Annotated in this window: 16 protein-coding genes; 14 read left to right on the top strand and 2 right to left on the bottom strand. The window is 49.0% G+C overall.

Annotation, left to right across the window (positions count from 1 at the left end):
- Positions 1-28 precede the first annotated feature (28 nt).
- The 4 genes from argH (at position 29) to HPY31_RS27380 (ending at position 5,970) form a co-directional block, all read left to right on the top strand.
- On the top strand, positions 29-1,537 hold the full coding sequence (gene argH, locus HPY31_RS27395; RefSeq protein WP_172143172.1) for an argininosuccinate lyase: 1,509 nt from the start codon (positions 29-31) through the stop codon (positions 1,535-1,537).
- Complete coding sequence (locus HPY31_RS27390) at positions 1,537-2,553, top strand: N-acetylglucosamine kinase (protein ID WP_172143171.1); 1,017 nt, start codon at positions 1,537-1,539, stop codon at positions 2,551-2,553. The genes argH and HPY31_RS27390 overlap by 1 nt, the downstream gene beginning before the upstream one ends.
- A gap of 10 nt (positions 2,554-2,563) precedes the next feature.
- Positions 2,564-3,301: a PIG-L deacetylase family protein gene (locus HPY31_RS27385; protein ID WP_172143209.1), complete on the top strand. Its 738-nt coding sequence runs from the start codon at positions 2,564-2,566 to the stop codon at positions 3,299-3,301.
- Between the two features lie 143 nt (positions 3,302-3,444).
- The gene (locus HPY31_RS27380; RefSeq protein ID WP_172143170.1) at positions 3,445-5,970 is read left to right on the top strand and encodes an SEL1-like repeat protein; all 2,526 of its coding nucleotides are present in this window, start codon (positions 3,445-3,447) and stop codon (positions 5,968-5,970) included.
- A gap of 60 nt (positions 5,971-6,030) precedes the next feature.
- Here the strand turns inward: HPY31_RS27380 and HPY31_RS27375 are convergent, their stop codons facing one another.
- Positions 6,031-6,411: a RidA family protein gene (locus HPY31_RS27375; RefSeq protein WP_172143169.1), complete on the bottom strand. Its 381-nt coding sequence runs from the start codon at positions 6,409-6,411 to the stop codon at positions 6,031-6,033.
- A gap of 67 nt (positions 6,412-6,478) precedes the next feature.
- Here HPY31_RS27375 and HPY31_RS27370 point away from each other — a divergent pair, with 67 nt between their 5' ends.
- The 3 genes from HPY31_RS27370 (at position 6,479) to HPY31_RS27360 (ending at position 8,120) form a co-directional block, all read left to right on the top strand.
- Positions 6,479-6,736 carry a hypothetical protein gene (locus tag HPY31_RS27370; RefSeq protein ID WP_253901972.1) on the top strand — a complete coding sequence of 86 codons (258 nt, stop codon included), beginning with the start codon at positions 6,479-6,481 and terminating at the stop codon, positions 6,734-6,736.
- Between the two features lie 65 nt (positions 6,737-6,801).
- A complete protein-coding gene (locus tag HPY31_RS27365; protein WP_064202701.1) occupies positions 6,802-7,359 on the top strand; it encodes a nitroreductase family protein in 558 nt (185 codons plus the stop codon).
- 146 nt (positions 7,360-7,505) lie between these two features.
- Complete coding sequence (locus HPY31_RS27360) at positions 7,506-8,120, top strand: PH domain-containing protein (RefSeq protein WP_172143168.1); 615 nt, start codon at positions 7,506-7,508, stop codon at positions 8,118-8,120.
- Between the two features lie 244 nt (positions 8,121-8,364).
- On the opposite strand, the gene HPY31_RS27355 is transcribed toward HPY31_RS27360, so the two are convergent.
- Positions 8,365-10,059 carry a PucR family transcriptional regulator gene (locus tag HPY31_RS27355; RefSeq protein WP_172143167.1) on the bottom strand — a complete coding sequence of 565 codons (1,695 nt, stop codon included), beginning with the start codon at positions 10,057-10,059 and terminating at the stop codon, positions 8,365-8,367.
- A gap of 216 nt (positions 10,060-10,275) precedes the next feature.
- Here HPY31_RS27355 and HPY31_RS27350 point away from each other — a divergent pair, with 216 nt between their 5' ends.
- From HPY31_RS27350 to HPY31_RS27320, 7 genes are all read left to right on the top strand, one after another.
- Complete coding sequence (locus HPY31_RS27350; protein ID WP_064202704.1) at positions 10,276-10,884, top strand: ankyrin repeat domain-containing protein; 609 nt, start codon at positions 10,276-10,278, stop codon at positions 10,882-10,884.
- Between the two features lie 8 nt (positions 10,885-10,892).
- Positions 10,893-11,804 (top strand): oxamate carbamoyltransferase subunit AllH family protein, encoded by a 912-nt coding sequence (locus HPY31_RS27345; RefSeq protein WP_172143166.1) that lies wholly within the window; start codon positions 10,893-10,895, stop codon positions 11,802-11,804.
- Positions 11,786-13,330 carry an acyl-CoA synthetase FdrA gene (fdrA, locus tag HPY31_RS27340; RefSeq protein ID WP_172143165.1) on the top strand — a complete coding sequence of 515 codons (1,545 nt, stop codon included), beginning with the start codon at positions 11,786-11,788 and terminating at the stop codon, positions 13,328-13,330. The genes HPY31_RS27345 and fdrA overlap by 19 nt, the downstream gene beginning before the upstream one ends.
- Positions 13,331-13,332: 2 nt before the next feature.
- Entirely contained in the window at positions 13,333-14,760 is a 1,428-nt protein-coding gene (locus tag HPY31_RS27335) for a YlbE family protein (protein WP_172143164.1), read from the top strand.
- 78 nt (positions 14,761-14,838) lie between these two features.
- Positions 14,839-16,320 carry a cytosine permease gene (locus HPY31_RS27330; RefSeq protein ID WP_172143207.1) on the top strand — a complete coding sequence of 494 codons (1,482 nt, stop codon included), beginning with the start codon at positions 14,839-14,841 and terminating at the stop codon, positions 16,318-16,320.
- A gap of 18 nt (positions 16,321-16,338) precedes the next feature.
- Positions 16,339-17,289, top strand: a complete 951-nt coding sequence (gene arcC, locus HPY31_RS27325) for a carbamate kinase (protein WP_172143163.1) — start codon at positions 16,339-16,341, stop codon at positions 17,287-17,289.
- A gap of 27 nt (positions 17,290-17,316) precedes the next feature.
- Entirely contained in the window at positions 17,317-17,769 is a 453-nt protein-coding gene (locus HPY31_RS27320; protein ID WP_172143162.1) for a nucleoside deaminase, read from the top strand.
- Positions 17,770-17,838: the final 69 nt, after the last annotated feature.

The following is a 17,838-nucleotide window of genomic DNA, read 5'->3' as shown; positions in this document are numbered from 1 at the left end:
AATGGATAGGGAAGGAGATGCAAGAAAGATGAATTACAGAGAGCGAATTTTTCAACAGGAGGGAGCCAGTTTCCCTGGCAAGACATACGTGGAGGCGGTTTTGGAGCCTGCATTCAATGAAGCAAAGCATCACTTGCTGCATCCGATGATGGCGATCAACAAGGCACATTTGATCATGCTTCGTGAACAAGAATTGCTCACAGACGATGAGGCCAAAAGAATTGCTGGTGCACTGTGTGGGATCGAAATGGAAGAGCTGCGCCAATCGCATTACACCGGGCAGTTTGAAGATTTGTTCTTTCAGGTAGAGAGCCGTTTGCTGGAACTGGCTCCTGATGTGGCAGGAAATCTGCATCTGGCTCGCAGCCGCAACGATATGGGGATTACCATATACCGTATGGTGCTGCGCGAAAAATTGTTGGTGACCTTGACTTCTGCCCTCTATCTGAAAGAGCATTTGCTCCTCTTTGCAAATGAGCATGTGGATACGATTATGATTGGCTACACACATACACAGCAGGCTCAGCCGACGACAATGGCGCATTACATCATGGCGGCTACTGACATGCTCAGCCGTGATATCAAGCGATTGATCCAAGCCTATCACACAGTCAATCGCTCACCCATGGGGGCAGCGGCCTTGACGACTTCTGGCTTTGCGATCAGCCGGGAGCGGATGCGCGAATTGCTCGGATTTGATGAGTTGGTGGAAAATTCTTATGATGCAGTCTGCGGCGCGGATTATTTAGGGGAGGTAGCGACAGCCGTACAATTAGCAGCCATTAATTTGGGGCGTACGGTTCAAGATATGCTGCTCTGGTGCACACAGGAATTCGCGGGGTTAAAAGTCGCGAGTCCGTACGTGCAGATCAGCTCCATCATGCCACAAAAGCGCAATCCGGTTTCTTTTGAGCATATGCGCTCGCTGTTGTCCAGTGCGGCAGGCAATGCGACGACAGTGCTTACGATGATGCACAATACGCCTTTTGGCGATATCGTGGATACCGAGGATGACATGCAGCCATACGCGTGGCGGAGCATGGGCGTGCTCGAGCAGATGTATCGCTTGATGGCGAGCGTTGTGGGTACGATGGAAGTGAACAAGGACGTCCTCTTGGAACGGGCAAAAGGCAGCTTTGCGACAGTCACAGAGCTCGCGGATACATTGGTGCGCACGGATCAGCTTTCGTTCCGCAAATCTCATCACATCGTGAGTCGTGTGGTAAAAGAAGCGATGAGCGAGCAGCTCGCTGCAAACCAAATCAGCTTGGAGCTGGTAAACCGTGCAGCCGTGGAAGTAATCGGGCGGGAGCTGTCGCTCACAGCAGAAGAGCTCAGACTGGCGCTTGACCCCGTTCATTTTGTAATGATCCGCAAGCTTCCTGGTGGACCAAATCCAGAGGAAATGAAGCGCATGATCGCCGTTCGCCAAGCGGTTCTCCAGCAGGAAACAGAATGGCTCGCACAGAAAAAACAGGCGAATGTGAATGTGATGAAAGGGCTTGATCATTTGACAGCTGAATGGAGTGTGGGGTAATGGCAGTGGTGCGAATACCTCTTCTGGCAGTGGACGGAGGGGGCACCAAGTGTCTGGCGGTACTGGTGGACCGCTCCAGAAATGAAATCGGTGCAGGACGCTCCGGTTCATGCAATTATCAAGGGATCGGGGAGGAAGCGGCAGCTCGTGAGGTGGTTGCAGCGATCAGCCAAGCTCTGGACGATGCAATCGCTCGTCAAACCATTGCCCCCTTTATGAGCGGCACTCCGACACCGACTGGACCAATCGAATGGGAAATCGAGTGCGCGGTGTTCGGGATCGCTGGCCTGGACACGGAGTATGATCGACAGGTGATCTCGCGGATGGTGAGCAAGGTACTGCACCAGCTCGGTATTCGTGTCCAGCAGCTGATTGTGGAAAACGACGGGTTTGCGGCCTTGCTCGGTGCGACCGGAGGCAAGCCCGGCATTTTGGTCATCGCAGGCACTGGCTCGATTGCCTTTGGTGTAAATGATGAACAGGAAACGGCGCGAGCAGGAGGCTGGGGGCATCGGGTCGGTGACGAGGGCAGCGGTTATTGGATCGGTAAGCAAGCGATTATGGCGGTATTAAAAGCAGCAGATGGCCGCGGCGAGCCGACTGCATTGAAGGAGCTGCTCCTCCCGCACGTTGGACTGGGACGCGTAGATGAGTTGTTTAACTGGACGTACAGTGAGCATTATTCCGTCGAGAAGGTAGGAGAGTTGTCGCCGTTAGTCAGCCAGGCTGCACTCGCAGGAGATAAGGTGGCAGTAGCTATCTTGCAGGTCGCAGGCGAAGAGCTTTTCGATGCTGCTCGGGCGGTCATTGATACGTTGCAAATGAAAGCCAAGCCGTTTCAGATGATTATGCAGGGGGGCGTTTTGCAAAACGATGATCGCGTGCGAGAGATCGTCGTAGAGCGTGTCCGAGAGTACGCTTCTCAGGTCGTCATCGAAAATGCGCAAAACGATCCGATTTACGGTGTCATAGCAAAAGGATTGGCTTATCTAGAACGCCAATCGGGCGGTGAGTGAGGTGTCAGAAATGAAAAAAGTAATGGTCGTTTTCCCCCATCCGGATGATGAGTCTTTTGCCTGCGGGGGAACGTTGGCAAAGTGCAAGGACGCTGGGCACGAAACGTGTTATTTGTGCATTACCTCCGGCTGCAAAGGGCGCAGCGGTCCATTCGATATCGATTGTAGAGAAAAGCTGGCAAAACATCGAGAACTAGAGCTGAAAACAGCGGCGGAAGTGCTGGGAATCAGTCGTCTCGACTTGTTTCGGTACCCGGATGGTTCCTTGCAAAATGCCGATCTGGATGAGCTGGTGGGTAAGATTCGGGAAGCGATCGAGGAATGGAAGCCGAATGTCGTCGTTACGTTTCCGCCGGACGGAGTAACGGGCCATCCCGATCATATCGTCACGTGCGAGGCAACGACACGAGCCGTCAAACAAGCGGAAGCGAGCATGACCCCGTCAGAATACCCTGATCTATACTATGTTTCGATCCCACACTACTACGATCATTGCCCGGATCATGGTCCAAAGCCAGCGGTTCCGATTACAGGCAAGGTCGATATTTCGGGCTATCGGATACAAAAAGGAGAGGCGCTGAAGGCTCACTTAAGTCAGGAGTATTCCGTGAATCGCGCTTATCCGGGTGTGATCGATGGGGACTTCGGTGTCATTGGCTGCTATGAGTATTTTACTTTGGTGCGGTCGGCGGGCAAGGCAATCGAGCCGATTAGTGCGGGTGGAAGTATCCCTCTCATTGATCTGTAGCTAAAAAGTAGAAAGGGCTGACCAGCATGATTTTTGCTAGTCAGCTTTTTTCATTTGGATAGCCCATCAGTCGGATTGTTTTGCTCTGCTAGATTTGCTTACAATGGGATCAAGTGCAATTGGAAATCAAAGGGAGAGAAGACATGTCACACAGAGTCTATGTATATAACGTCAGTGAGCCTTCTCAAGCGCAAGACAACGACACGATGATGGTGGAATGGGGCTATGAGGTTCCCCTACTCTTGCAGCCGCTCTTCATAGAAGGTGGTTCAATCGCCGGAAATAATTACAACAACCATACCGAGCCAGACAATTCCGGACTCTATTACGACGCGCAGACAGGCATCGCAAACATGAAGCGATTCTACGATTTCCTGGAGAGGCAGGAAGGGTTAATCGGTAACAAAGAAGGATTTTCGGAAGCGAGAAATCAGCTTCTGAGCTATCTGGAAAAACGAACACTTCCGTATTTTCACATCGATGCCTGGGACGTATTCAATATGGATGACATCCCTCATGACGAGCAGGCGGAAAACTTGCGCGCCAATATAGCCCATAACAATGAGATCATGACTAAGGCAATGGACAACGATGACATCTCACTGCTGAACTACTCCGAATTGTTGGATGTGAACCCGGGCTTCCGTTCTTTTGCCGAGCTGCTCAATTATGAGGACTACCAATACGGCTGGGGACACATCTGGCGGCCTTATGAAGAACAACCTGACGTGGAGATTTTTGAGGAAGCTGGCTTGCTTGGTCTCAAAGACGCAGAGGGAAACGTAGTGCTCGCCCCTCAGTTCGATGCCTTTTATGATTTCGCTTCCGAAGATCTCGCCGTGGTTGCCCGAGATGGCAAATACGGCTATGTACATAAATCCGGGAGAATCGTCATTCCATTGGAGTGGGAGGATGCCTACGATTTTGAATACGGCTCTGCTGGTGCCATTGTCAAACGAAACGATCGATATGGTCTGATCAATCTGGAAGGGAAAACGATTTTCCCGACCCACTATGAAGAATTGGAACCGCTCGATTACCAAGGATTTTATACGGCAAAGAAAGACGGAAAGTGGGGCGTACTAGACGAAGCTGGTTCTGTAACGATAGATTTTGAGCATGAAGAAGCTTTCAAGTGCGGAGACGGCTTTTACCATACAGCGGTCAAAGGCAGGAAGAATCGGAAAATCTTTAACGAATATTGGAAATACGTCGGGGAATTTCCTCTGGCGGCGGTGGAACAGATCGACGAAGGGTTAATCCTTGTCAAACCACACAAGGATACAAATCATAGCACCTTGTACAAAAAAGACGGCACTGTCGGCGCATCCGGCTTCGATAAACTGAATCGCCAAACCCATTTTCCGAATCTGCTCGTTCTGCGCAAGGGGAAGAAGTACGCCGCTTATGGTAAGCAGCAGGAGAGTCTTTTGCTGCCGTACGAATATGATGAACTGATTGATTTAGAGGTGTATACGGAGGCTGGGCAGTGCGATCAGGTGCTGGCGAAAAAAGATGGAAAGCTAGGTGTTTTTCATGGAGCTGCCGATCAACCAGCGTGGTTATTCCCCTTAGACGATTATGAGAACATTTTTTGGCTGCATCAGGATGCGTATGCTTTGAAGAGAAATGGATTATGGAGCATTGCCTTATCGCCGGAAAAGCGATGGAGTGATTTCGAATTCGATCTGGTGGTGAAAAAGCCACTGGTCGAGGGTTTTGCTTATGCCTTCAAGGGTCACGACGTTTATTTAGTAAGCGAGTACGGCATGTCGAGGGCAGATAAAACGCTCGTGCTGGAGGAAGCCTGCGATCGTTATTACAGCTATTATTTTGATGACGAGGTTCGCAAGCGACTGCTGGCCTATGCCAAAGGGGAGCAATCCGATGGTGACAGCGTAGATCAGTACACGCCGGTAGAAACGTTGTACAACCTGGGCATGGAAGCGTATGAAGCAGGTGATTATGAGAAAGCCATTCTGTACGATACGCTTGCGGCTAAAAAGGGCTATGACCCCTCCATGAACAACCTTGCCCATATGTATTACAGTCTGGAAGGCTTCGAGGATGCTGATAAAGCTTTTTACTGGTATGGATTAGGGGCTGCGGCAGGCAACCACCATGCTATGAATGGATTAGGCTGTTGCTATCGACACGGGATAGGCACGGAGCCTGATGCCGATCAGGCTATGTACTGGATGGGCAAGGCGGCAGAACACGGTCATGCGCTGGCTCACAACAATCTTGGCGCCACCTATTATGAGGGGGAGCTGGTGCCACAAGATTTGGACAAAGCCCTCTGGCATTATGAACAGGGAGAGGTATTAGGCTCTCCAGTCTTTGAATGGCTTGGCTATTTGCATGATTCAAAAGGGAATTACGAAAAGGCGCTGCATTATTATCAGCAGGATTACGAAGCAGGCAGCGATTTCAGTGCCTATAATTTGGGGATTTTCTACAGTAATGGGTATGGTACAGCCAAAAATATCGACGCCGCCATCACTTATTTTCATGCTGCTTTGGAAAGAGATTACCCGCATGCACATATCGAGCTGGCAAGAATTTACCGGAATGAAGCTCAATATGTGGACGAGCTTCTGGCGAAACATCACCTCGAAGAAGCAGAGAAGGCAGGTCTTGATATCCCTGAGGAGCTCACACAATCGTAGAAAAAGCAAAAAGCGGATCGACAGGAAAAGTCGTCGGTCCGCTTCCAACTAACCAGTATGCTAAATAATGGCTTCCACTTCAATTTCAACGAGCAGGCGAGGGTCAATCAATGCCTTGACCTCAACCATCGTAGCGACTGGCTGAATCTCGCGGAAAAACTCTCCATGTGCTTTTCCGATCTCTTCCCACTTGCTGATATCTGTTACAAACATCCGCGTTCTTACCACATGAGACAAATCAGCATCTAGTTCTCGCAATGCTTTTTCAATCGTCTCTAGGATGAACCGCGTTTGTTCATAGGCATCGTCTAAACCAACGACTTCCCCGTCCTTCATGGCAGTAGTGCCAGCCACTTCAATACGGTCTCCGACTCGAATTGCGCGGCAATAGCCCACGACAGGTTCCCAAGGCGAACCCGTGAACACTTTCTTTCGATTCATAGTAGAATGCCCCTCTCTTTTCCGCAATAATTGGAATATACTACAAAAAAGAAGGGGAGTGGAGCGGATGATGGATTTTTTTCTCACCCTTTTTTCCAAGTACAAGTGCTTGATCCATACTGCGTTTGGTCATGAAGGATACATACACGTGGTAAACAAGCTAAGTGCTCATGGCATTCGTTTTCGCACACGCATTCATTCTCATGCAGTTCGTCATTTAGGGGTAGACATGGGAATGTTACCCCAAGAAGATCATAAGCAATACGACATCTACGTGGCAAAAGAAGACGAACACCAAGCACATTTGGCGATTCATTCCCGTTGATGGATACCTATACGTTATAATGATTGGGATTCGTAAGAAAATGGTACAACCGAGGAGGAACCAGCATGTCCGTACTAGAGGCACTCAAAAGCAGAAGAGCCGTGCGTAACTATATTCCAAAAGAAGTAGAAACCGAAAAAATCCAAGCGTTGCTAGATTGCGCAGTGCTAGCTCCGAACGACCGCTTGCGTCAACCGTGGCATTTTTACGTGATCAGAGGAGAAGCGAAGCTGCGGTTCGAGGAAATCGCGAAGGAATTTTTGCTGGAGCGTTTTCCGACCAAGCCGAATCTCGTGCAGGATTCCTTGGCTGTTCTGGAAAAAACACCGCTCGTCATTGTTGCCACCGCTGATGTGATCCCAGGGGATGAAGCATCCTCAGAAGATAATGAATACGCGGTTTGCTGCGCGATTCATTCCATGTGGCTGGCAGCAAAGGAACTGGGACTGGGCATGGTTTGGCGCACGAGAGGAGTCGGCTTGGTTCGCGACGAGCGGTTGCTGCAATTCCTCGGATCGCCTGAAAATAAAAAGGTCGTGGGCACACTGTTCATTGGCTATCCCGAGGCAGATGCTCCGGAGACCAGTCGGGTAGCAGCGGAAGAAAAGACGACCTGGCTGTAAAATGACATCCTCAAGAAGGTTGGAACCCTGCTGAACAACTGAAAAGCATCTTCAAAAAAGAGTGAAGCACTTTGCAACTAAGCCTCCCCACGCACGTATAAATGGTAAAGGTTACACCGTACATATCGAGGGGAGTTGTTTCATTCATGTTTGGAAAGCTTGCAGCAGACGCGCTCGGCTTGAGCAATGTAGGAATCGTGGTAAAACCAGCGGATTACGACAAGGTGGACGCTGATGATTACATCATGCATGAGGACCATGAGAAAATCTATTTTTTGATCAAATCAAAGTCCGACGAATATTGCTTCACCAATCTGGGACTAGTGCATCTGGATGGAACGAGTGCCACCAGCAAAAAACGCATGCTGCGCCGCTATTCCTACCACACACACCCGATCTCTAACGTGTATCTGGAAACAGCCGGAACTGTCGATTTGGATGTGGAAATCAAGTTCACGATGGGCAATGAGCACTACTCGATCGATGTAAACAAAAAGCATTTGGAGGAATTAAAAGACCTCTACAAAGCACTTGTGAAGATCGCCTCGACTATGCACGATAACGAACTTACGCTCCAACATGCAAAAGAAAGCCTCCAGGTCGCCCAAAGCACACTGAGTCGCGTAACTGGACAACAAGCAGACGTAGCTTCACAATTCAAGTCCATCAACCAATACACCTTCGATTGGCTGGAGGACATCCGATACAAGTATGTCGTCAAAGATTTTGGTAAAGTCTTTGAAAAATATATTCATAACTAAACAGTAGCAAATAAGAGAAAAGAGCCTCTTTAAAGAGGCTCTTTTTGTATTCGAGCGAAATCTTCGGCAAGCCCCTACTCTTACGAGTAGTTTCAAAACGAGCTACCCAAACAGCTGTACGGGAAGGTGTGTCACATGTTTGGAAGGAGACCGCCCGAACAAAGTGAGGAAAAAGGCGACTGGAAAACATGTGGCACGCCTTCCTCCCGACCACTACAGCCTGATGACCAAGCTCTTTCGAGCTTTACTCCTTATGCAAAAGCTTGCCGATCTTGAGCGCCAGCTGGATTTGCAGTAGTTCCTCCGAGTTTTTCAAATCCATGTTCAAAATCTCCTTGATCTTCTCGATCCGGTAAATAAACGTATTGCGGTGAATGAACATCGCTTTGGCCGCTTCACTGACGTTTTGATTGTACAGAAAGTAATTGTCCAAGGTCACCATGAGGCTCGTACCGAACTCTTGATCATGCTCGTACAGCTTCCCCAGACGCTTCAAAAAGAAGTCTTCCAATTCAATGTCCTTAATGTTGGAGCCCAGGAAATGATAGACGGAGTAATCATCGAAATGAGAGACGTCGCCCTTGCTGTTGAACTTTTGCATCAGGCGGATCGCTTCATGTGCTTCGGTAAAGCTCTTGTGGAGAGAAGCGATGTTTTTATACTGACGTCCGACCCCAATAAAGAACAAGGTTTTCTTGATTTTATCCACGAGAGCGCTGTACAGCTCATTCGCGAATTGCTTGGCTTCACTTGCAGATACCACGGGTTTTTGCTCATTTTGTCCGATGAGGATAATGATTCGATTGTTCCGATAAAAGCAGGTGATTTCCCCAGGAGCTTTACTCGAATTGTCATAGACGAGGTCAACACATTTTTTGGCGATTCGATCCAGCTCGTATTTGCGATCGATGATATCCTCCAAATTTTCCAGTTCAATCGGCTCGATATTCATGACCATACAAAAATACATGTAGCTCGCTTGCAGTCCGTGCAAATCACACAAGGTTTGCAGCGAGTCAGAGGACGTAATTTTACCTGTGAGCAAGTCATCGAAAAAGTCTTGCCTGATCTTCAGCTTCACTTCCTCGATTTCCCTCGCCTTGATCCGCTCCAGCGCCACGATCGTGGATGCCTGCTCCAACACGATGTAGTCAAATTCGGTAAGCTCCCAAACGGTTTGCCAGACGACGATGTATCCATAGATGTGGTTGGCTACAGCAACGGGTAGAATCCTGCATTTAACTTCATAATCCTTCGCATGGTAGATACGCTTGATCGACTTTTTGATCTGGCTAATATTTCGCGGAACGGACTCCGTGAAGTCACGGGTAAAAACAGGTCTGTTTTTGCTTAAGGTCAGGCAGGAGTCAAGCGGAATCGGATTGTGCCAGATTTCCGTGTAATGAAGCAGATGCCAGTCCTGGTCCAGTATAAGGATCGGGTTGTTGATCGTCTCAGACAGCTCGGAGGCGATGCGATCCAGTCCGCCACCTTCCAGCGCAATGCGAAACAGGGCGTTATGCATGTCCAATGTTTTGCGATTCAACAAATCGTAGCGCCCGGAGGCTTTTTCGTTAATAATGGCAATCACTTTCGACAGCGTGTATTCAAAAGGCAGGGCCAAGAGCGGCAGTCCATACTTGTTGGCATGATCAATCATGTTTTGCGGGATTTGATCGAAATAGCGATGCATCTTAATGCAGAGCCCGGAGCAGTTGATCTCCGCCAATTCCTTGATGATTGTATTTTGCAGCTCGGGATTGTCCTTGAAAATATATCCGGTGGAGAGCAGTAATTCATTAGAAGACAGCCAGTCAAAAGCATCCGGGTTCTCCATGATATTGACGATGGAGATGACGTTGTTAATGCCTTGCTCTCCTGCGATGATTTTGATGCCGTCTATGGATTGAATGGTAAGCAAATCTTTGATGGTCAGCACCTTGTTCACTCCTTTGCCACAAAGGGATTCCTGTAATTGTGCAATGTGCACAAGTGAACCTCAATTTTTTTAGTTTCCATACACAATGACGATTCCATCCACCCTGTCTAAAATAATGATGTAAGTACGTGGTGCTTGTCTAATTGTTTTTTAAAAGAGCAAGCACCGAGCCAATCTTGGCGGGGTGTTCAATCACGAGATCATGGAGGGCTTACTATGACAGACAAAAGCGTAGTACAAGCATTTCTCGAGGCAGCGGCTGAGGGGAATATCGAAGCACTGAAAAAGCATCTGGAGCAGGGCGTAGATATTAACGCAAGAAACAGACAAAAGCGTACAGCGATTCTGACTGCTGCGATGAACGACAAATTGGAAGCGGTATCGTTTTTGGTAGAAGCAGGTGCAGATGTAGATTTGCAGGATGAGACATGCTTCAACCCGTTCTTGTTCGGTTGCATCAACGGCAAGCTGGAGCTCGTCAAAATGATGATCAAGGCAGGAACAAACCTGGAGCTGTTGACTCGTTTTGGTGGCGTAGGGATTACCCCAGCGTCTGAAAAAGGTCATGTGGACATCGTACGTGAGCTCGTAACGACGACTGACATCAATGTAAACCATACGAACTTTGTGGGCTGGACACCACTCATCGAAGCGATCATCTTAGGTGATGGCGGTGAAAAGCAACAAACGATCATCAAGCTGTTGATTGAGCATGGCTGCAATGTGCACATGGTAGATAAATACGGCGTAACACCGCTTGAGCTTGCGAGAAGAAAAGGCTACACCGAGATCGAAAACATCTTGCTGGAAGCAGGAGCAAAGTAAAGCGTCCCATGTACATCCAGGCGTTGTCTGGCGATGCTGGTTTCCTTGAGCGTTTGGCACGAGCAAACTTTAGCGGGACCGTACACAGTACTTTTGAGCGCACGATCAATCTGAAATGCAGCGAAAACGGGGAATTGTACACCATTGGCAACCATCAGCTAGACAATGCACCGAACACGCTCATCATTGATGTAAAAGGCTTTTCAGAGCTGGGGCTGCCCGTTAATACTCCGGTCATTACGGAAGATGGCACGCTCGTTATCGGAGCGGATTTGCGAATATGGATTCAGCAAGCAGCAAAGTGGGAAGGGGTCCTTCCTTCCTATCCTTGTGACATAGAAGCCGTAGAAGTATTGCGCCGAAATGTGGCGTTCACGAAAAACTATGTAGATGAATACGGCAAGACGGGGGGCATGAAGATGTCCTCCCAACCTGCCAGTCCGTTTGAGAAAGAGATGTCCCGTATGCTGATCCAGCGTGCCGGTATGCTTTCCGACGATCTGGCGAACAAACGCATAGAGTCAGCTACTCAGCATGCGATAAGTCTTATCGGACTGGGGCCGGGGTTAACACCATCGGGTGACGATTTTTTAGTGGGATTGTGCAGTGTATACAAAATGCAAAACATTTCCTCTTGTTTGTCATGCCCATTTTTCGATGAAATCGTCCGTTCGTCCCAAGCATTAACGAACGAAATCAGTGCGATCACGCTGAAAAAAGCAGCACATGGACAAGTAAGAGAGTCGCTAAATGACCTGCTTTCATGCATGATATCCGGCTCCTTGGAAGAGCTTGTCCCTGCTTTAGACAAAATCATCAGGATCGGCTCGTCGTCGGGTACGGATATCCTGTTTGGCATCCTATGTGGTTTGGAACGAAATCTAGAAGCTGGAGGTAATGTATGTCTACCAAAGTCGTAATCAAGCAAAGCACGTATTTTGACTCGGTATCCCTGATGTCTCTCTCTACAAAAGCGAATCAAATTGAAGGTGTCGAACAAGCGGTTATCGCGATGGGAACCGACATGAATAAAGAGGTATTGAAAAACGTCGGTTTGCTCACACCTGAGCTGGAAGCAGCAAAAACGAGCGACTTGATGATCGTGGTGAAGGCAGCGACAGACGAGCTGTGCGAGAGTGCTCTCATCGCCATCGAAGAGCTGTTCAAGAAAAAAGGCGGCAGCAAATCGACAACAGAGATCAAATACTCCACGATTGATTCTGCGGCAGCCAGCATTCCAGAGGCAAACCTGGCTGTCATCTCGGTAAACGGTGCATTCGCAGCGAGAGAAGCGAGAAAAGCATTGGAAAACGATCTGCATGTCATGCTGTTCAGCGATAACGTGAGCATCGAGGAAGAAATCGCCCTCAAGCAATTCGCGCATGAAAAAGGTCTCTTGATGATGGGGCCTGACTGCGGTACTGCGATTATCGGCAATGTGGCGCTGTGCTTTGGAAACGCGGTGAGAAAAGGCAACATCGGGATCGTAGGTGCGTCTGGTACAGGCAGCCAAGAGGTGAGCGTGCGTATTCACGACTTCGGCGGCGGTATCACGCAGCTGATCGGTACAGGCGGTCGCGACCTATCCGAGCAAGTCGGCGGCATCATGATGCTCGATGGAATCAAAGCACTGGAAGAGGATGAGGCGACAAAGGTCATCGTACTCATTTCCAAGCCACCAGCAGCAAGTGTACAGGAAAAAGTGTTGGCGCAAGTGAAAAGCTGCAAAAAACCTGTCGTTGTGTATTTCATTGGTGGAGAAGAAACGCCAGTTCTGGAAGCAGGCGGACATTTTGCCAAGACGAGCAAGGAAGCAGCCATCAAAGCAGTAGTGCTCGCTGGTGCCAACGAGGACGAGCTTAACAAGCGAGCACTCAACTGGCCGCTGATTGAAGAAGTGCGGGCAAAGCTGACACCGGAACAAAAATACGTTCGCGGGCTGTTCTGCGGCGGTACGCTGTGCGACGAAGCCATGTACCTCGCGATGGACAAGTATGAAGACGTATATAGCAACATTCAAAAGAAAGCAGACTACAAGCTGAAAAACATCCATGAGAGCAAGGCTCACACTTTCCTCGACATGGGCGATGACGACTTTACAAATGGCAAGCCGCACCCAATGATCGATCCTTCCACGCGCATCGCGAGATTTTTGGAAGAAGCAAAAGATCCTTCCGTCGGCGTCATTCTGATGGACTTCATCTTGGGCTTCGGTTCCCACGAAGATCCTGTCGGCGTGATGCTGCCAGCGATCCTGGAAGCAAAAGCGAATGCTGCCAAGGAAGGCAGACACCTGGAAATCCTGGGCTACGTGCTGGGTACAGACCTCGATACACCGAACTTTGATGAGCAAGTGAAGAAGCTCATGGATGCGGGTGTAACGATTGCGAGCAGCAGTACGAACGCAGGTCTTCTGGCTAGAGAATTTGTTGCGAAAGGGGAATAATCATGAGCAAAATCAACGAGCTGTTTAACGGGAAAATTCATGCGATCAACGTAGGGATCGAGTTTTTCAAAGACGATATCATCAAGCAAAATGCGAATGCGTCTCATCTGGATTGGAAGCCACCAGGCGGTGGAAAGCCTGAGCTGATCAACGCTCTCGACAGACTGGAAAACGCATCTGTCGCTGAGAAAATCGCTGCGGCAAACAAGCTGGCGGTAGAACGTATCATCAACTCCCAGCCGATGCTCGTAGGCTTCGACCAAGCGATCAATGTGGTACCAGGCATGACCAAAACCACGATTCTGCACGCAGGTCCGCCGATCACTTGGGACAAAATGTGCGGCTCAATGAAAGGTGCTGTAACCGGAGCAATCGTATTCGAAGGCTTGGCAAAAGACATCGAGGAAGCTGAACAGGTAGCTGCTTCTGGCGCAATTACGTTCTCTCCATGCCACGAACACAACTGCGTAGGCTCCATGGCAGGTGTGACATCCGCTTCGATGTTCATGCATGTAGTCAAAAACAAAACGTATGGCAACGTCGCTTACACCAACCTGAGTGAGCAAATGGCTAAAATTTTGCGCATGGGTGCCAACGATGAAACTGTTATCGCCCGCCTGAACTGGATGCGCGATGTATTGGGACCAATGCTGCGTGATGCAATGAAAATCGCTGGCGAAATCGATCTTCGTCTCATGCTGGCGCAAGCGCTGCACATGGGTGACGAATGCCACAACCGCAACAACGCAGGTACGAGCCTGTTGATTCAAGCGCTGACTCCGTACATTTTGGAGACAGATTTCACAAAAGAACAGAAGCGCGAAGTATTCGACTTCGTCGCAAGCAGCGATTACTTCTCTGGCCCGACATGGATGGCTCTGTGCAAATGCGCACTTGACGCAGCGCACGGCATCGAGAATAGCACGATTGTTACCACGATGGCGCGTAATGGCGTTGAGTTCGGTATCCGTGTAAGCGGTATGGCTGGCAACACCTGGTTTACTGGGCCAGCTCAAAAGGTAATCGGTCCGATGTTTGCAGGCTACAAGCCAGAGGATTCCGGCTTGGATATCGGGGACAGTGCGATCACCGAAACATACGGGATTGGTGGCTTCGCGATGGCGGCAGCTCCAGCGATTGTTGCACTCGTAGGCGGAACGGTTGAAGAAGCGATCGGCTTCTCCACCACGATGAAAGAAATCACGACAGCAGAAAATCCAAACGTAACGATTCCACTCTTAGACTTCCAAGGTGTCGCAACAGGCATCGATATTCGTCAGGTGATCCAAACGGGCATCCTGCCGATTATCAACACCGCTATCGCGCATAAAGACGCAGGTATCGGCATGATCGGTGCGGGTATTACCTATCCGCCAATGGAAGCTTTTGAAAAGGCATTGCTCGCAGTGACGGAAACGATTAGCCAATAGCTTTTCATCCTAGGTGATTCAGCTTTCGCAGCAAAAGAAGGTTGCGAAAGCTGGGTCGAAAGAGGAAGGTGAATGAACATGGGACAGGCAAACGTAAAGGAATCATATGAAGAATTCAAGTCCTATGGATACGCGGACGATATTTTGCCAAAGACTTCCGAAAATCGAGATTGGGGCACCTTTAACTACGTAACCGTGTGGATGGGCGCTGTGCATAATCTCATGTCGTACATGACGGTAGCCGGATTCTTTGTCCTCGGATTATCCGTTCCGCAAGTCTTGTGGGCAGTCATGATTGCTGCCTTGATTGTTTCGGCGGGCTATGTGTTGAATGGCTATGCAGGAACAAAGTACGGGATTGGCTATTCGATGCTGTTGCGCAGCTCCTTTGGTGTAAAAGGCTCGATCATCCCTGCTATATGTCGTGGGCTCATCGCTGGGGTAGTGTTTTTTGGGACAAAAACAATTATTGGCGCACAATCCTTTAATGTCATTTTTGCAAAAATATTCCCTGGCTACATGGATATGGTTCCAGGCTTTGATTTTCTCGGATTAGATTTCCCGACCATGCTTTCTTTTGTGATCCTGTGGATCATTACAGTTGGATTGTTTTTAGGTGGAATGAAAATTCTCAGTCTGTTTAGTAAATGGTCTTCACCGATCATCTATATTTTCATCGTAGGTGCAGCGATTTGGGCGATCAGCGTTGCTGGCGGATTTGGTCCAATCTTTGCTTATGCTCCTGCCAAACCGATGGAGAATTGGCTTGTATTTATCGCATGTGTAAGTGCATTGGTATCGAACTGGGGTGGCCCGATTGTCAATATCGCAGACCTTACGCAAAGGGCAAAACACCCGAAAGCTCCGATGATTGGTCTGCCGCTTGGAATGATTGCATCCTACATCTTGTTTGGAATTACGTGTGTAGGATTGTTGGTTGGAACACAAATCGCGTTTGGCATCAAAGACTTTAATGTCGTCGTTGCCATTGATCAAATTGGGAATCCTGTTGCCGTCATTATCTTGTTGCTGGCACTGAATATAGGTTCGACGAGCTATGTTGTGTTTGGAAATTTGCTTCCATCTGGACTGCAAATGACAGCGCTTCTTCCGAAAATGTTTACAGTGAAATCAGCAGCTATCTTGACAGCTGTATTGGGGACTGTCATTTTACCTTGGAAGCTGGTAAATGGTACGGCCGCGCTGTATATGTTCTATAGCTTTATCGGCTCCATGTACGGCCCAATTACGGGGATCATGCTAGTCAGTTTCTTCATTGAAAGAAAAAGAAGGCTAGATTTATCTGCGATCTACGTAAAACCGGGTGAAAACGGAGAATACAAAAACGGCTTTAATATGGTGGCATGCGGCGTATTGATCGTCAGCTTCTTGATTACGCTATCCGGCTCTTTCCTGCCAAATGTGCCACTATTGGCAAACATCAGCAAGTCAGCATTCCTTAGCGGGACGATCATATCCGGCGTCTTATATGCGCTGTGCTATAAATGGAACAAACCCAGTACGATCACGCAGAGTGAAACAGCTGCAAAAGCATCTTAACAAAGGGAGAAGTGCCCAGTGGAAAAACTCGTTATTGTTGCTATCGGCGGCAACTCATTAGTTAAGGATAATGGTCGCAACACGATTCAAGACCAATATGAAGCCGTATGTGAAACCGCAGTAAATATAGCAGATATGGTGCAGGAAGGGTACAACGTTGTCGTGACTCACGGCAACGGACCGCAGGTTGGATTTGCTTTGCAACGATGCGAAATCGCCAATGAAGTGTCCGGGATGCCTACGATCCCGCTGGTCAATTGCGTGGCGGATACGCAGGGCGGAATCGGCTATCAAATCCAGCAGGCACTCACCAACGAATTTGCCAAAAGAGGAATCAACAAAAAGGTTGCCAGCGTCATCACACAGGTAGAAGTCAGCAAGGATGATCCGAACTTCCAAAATCCAACGAAGCCAGTCGGCTCCTTCTTCACGCTGGAGCAAGCGGAAGAGATGCGCAAAGAGCATCCGGACTGGGTATTTATCGAGGATTCCGGTCGCGGCTACAGAAGAGTGGTTCCATCCCCTAAGCCAATCGACATCGTGGAAAAAGACGCAATCAGATCGTTGATCGAAGCGGGATATGTGGTAGTCGCTGTTGGCGGCGGGGGTATTCCGGTTGTGAAATCGGGCGAAAATACGTACGATGGGATTGATGCTGTCATCGACAAAGATTTTGCCACCAGCTTGCTGGCAGAACAAATCGATGCACAGACCTTGATCATTACGACAGGGGTTCCGCAGGTATGCATTAACTTCGGCAAGCCGAATCAAAAGGCGCTGGAACGCATCACGGTAGAGGAAACGAAGCAATACGTTCGTGAAGAGCATTTCGCAAAAGGCAGCATGCTGCCAAAAATTGAGGCAAGCCTGAGCTTTTTGGAGAAAAACGGGTCAAGCGTGATCATTACGAACCCGGAGAGCTTAAAGGATGCGATTACGAACAAAGCAGGGACACACATCGTAAAATAAAGGCCTCTTAAGGGAGGATGCAAGTCTATGGATTACATGAAGCTGGCAGTGGAAAAAACGCTGGAAGGCATGAACAACAAGCTCGGCGGACCTTTTGGAGCGGCTGTCGTGAAAGGGGACGAAATCATCGCCGTATGCAGCAATCGCATGTTGGCAGATATGGACCCGTCCCAGCACGCCGAGATGGTAGCCATTCGTGAAGCATGCAAGACGCTCGGTACGATGGACCTGACAGGCTGCGAAATTTACGCGACATGCGAGCCTTGCCCGATGTGCGTAGGTGCCATCATTTGGTCCGGGATCAAGGTTGTTCATTACTGCTCCACTGCGGAGGATGCGCATGAGCACGGTTTTTCGGACAAGCATCTACGTGACTATTTTTCCGGTAAGGATCAGAGTGCTTTGAACATGATCAAGGTGGAGAAGCGTGAGGACTGCGATCAGTTGTTTGCGCACTATCACAGGCTGAACAAAGAGTAGTAGGTAACTGAATAGCAGACAAGAAACACGGATGTTCAGAGCACGAAAAAAGGGCCTTATAAAGGCCCT

This window comes from Brevibacillus sp. HB1.3 (genome assembly GCF_013186635.1).
In the GTDB taxonomy this organism is placed as follows: Bacteria; Bacillota; Bacilli; order Brevibacillales; family Brevibacillaceae; genus Brevibacillus; species Brevibacillus brevis_D.
The sequence above is the reverse complement of the archived record's forward strand: the minus strand, read 5'-3'. Positions and strand labels throughout refer to the sequence as shown.

Coding starts and splice junctions, on each gene's coding strand:
- argH (WP_172143172.1), top strand. CDS start 29: ATGAATTACAGAGAGCGAATTTTTCAACAGGAGGGAGCCAGTTTCCCT.
- HPY31_RS27390 (WP_172143171.1), top strand. CDS start 1,537: ATGGCAGTGGTGCGAATACCTCTTCTGGCAGTGGACGGAGGGGGCACC.
- HPY31_RS27385 (WP_172143209.1), top strand. CDS start 2,564: ATGAAAAAAGTAATGGTCGTTTTCCCCCATCCGGATGATGAGTCTTTT.
- HPY31_RS27380 (WP_172143170.1), top strand. CDS start 3,445: ATGTCACACAGAGTCTATGTATATAACGTCAGTGAGCCTTCTCAAGCG.
- HPY31_RS27375 (WP_172143169.1), bottom strand. CDS start 6,411: ATGAATCGAAAGAAAGTGTTCACGGGTTCGCCTTGGGAACCTGTCGTG.
- HPY31_RS27370 (WP_253901972.1), top strand. CDS start 6,479: ATGATGGATTTTTTTCTCACCCTTTTTTCCAAGTACAAGTGCTTGATC.
- HPY31_RS27365 (WP_064202701.1), top strand. CDS start 6,802: ATGTCCGTACTAGAGGCACTCAAAAGCAGAAGAGCCGTGCGTAACTAT.
- HPY31_RS27360 (WP_172143168.1), top strand. CDS start 7,506: ATGTTTGGAAAGCTTGCAGCAGACGCGCTCGGCTTGAGCAATGTAGGA.
- HPY31_RS27350 (WP_064202704.1), top strand. CDS start 10,276: ATGACAGACAAAAGCGTAGTACAAGCATTTCTCGAGGCAGCGGCTGAG.
- HPY31_RS27345 (WP_172143166.1), top strand. CDS start 10,893: ATGTACATCCAGGCGTTGTCTGGCGATGCTGGTTTCCTTGAGCGTTTG.
- fdrA (WP_172143165.1), top strand. CDS start 11,786: ATGTCTACCAAAGTCGTAATCAAGCAAAGCACGTATTTTGACTCGGTA.
- HPY31_RS27335 (WP_172143164.1), top strand. CDS start 13,333: ATGAGCAAAATCAACGAGCTGTTTAACGGGAAAATTCATGCGATCAAC.
- HPY31_RS27330 (WP_172143207.1), top strand. CDS start 14,839: ATGGGACAGGCAAACGTAAAGGAATCATATGAAGAATTCAAGTCCTAT.
- HPY31_RS27320 (WP_172143162.1), top strand. CDS start 17,317: ATGGATTACATGAAGCTGGCAGTGGAAAAAACGCTGGAAGGCATGAAC.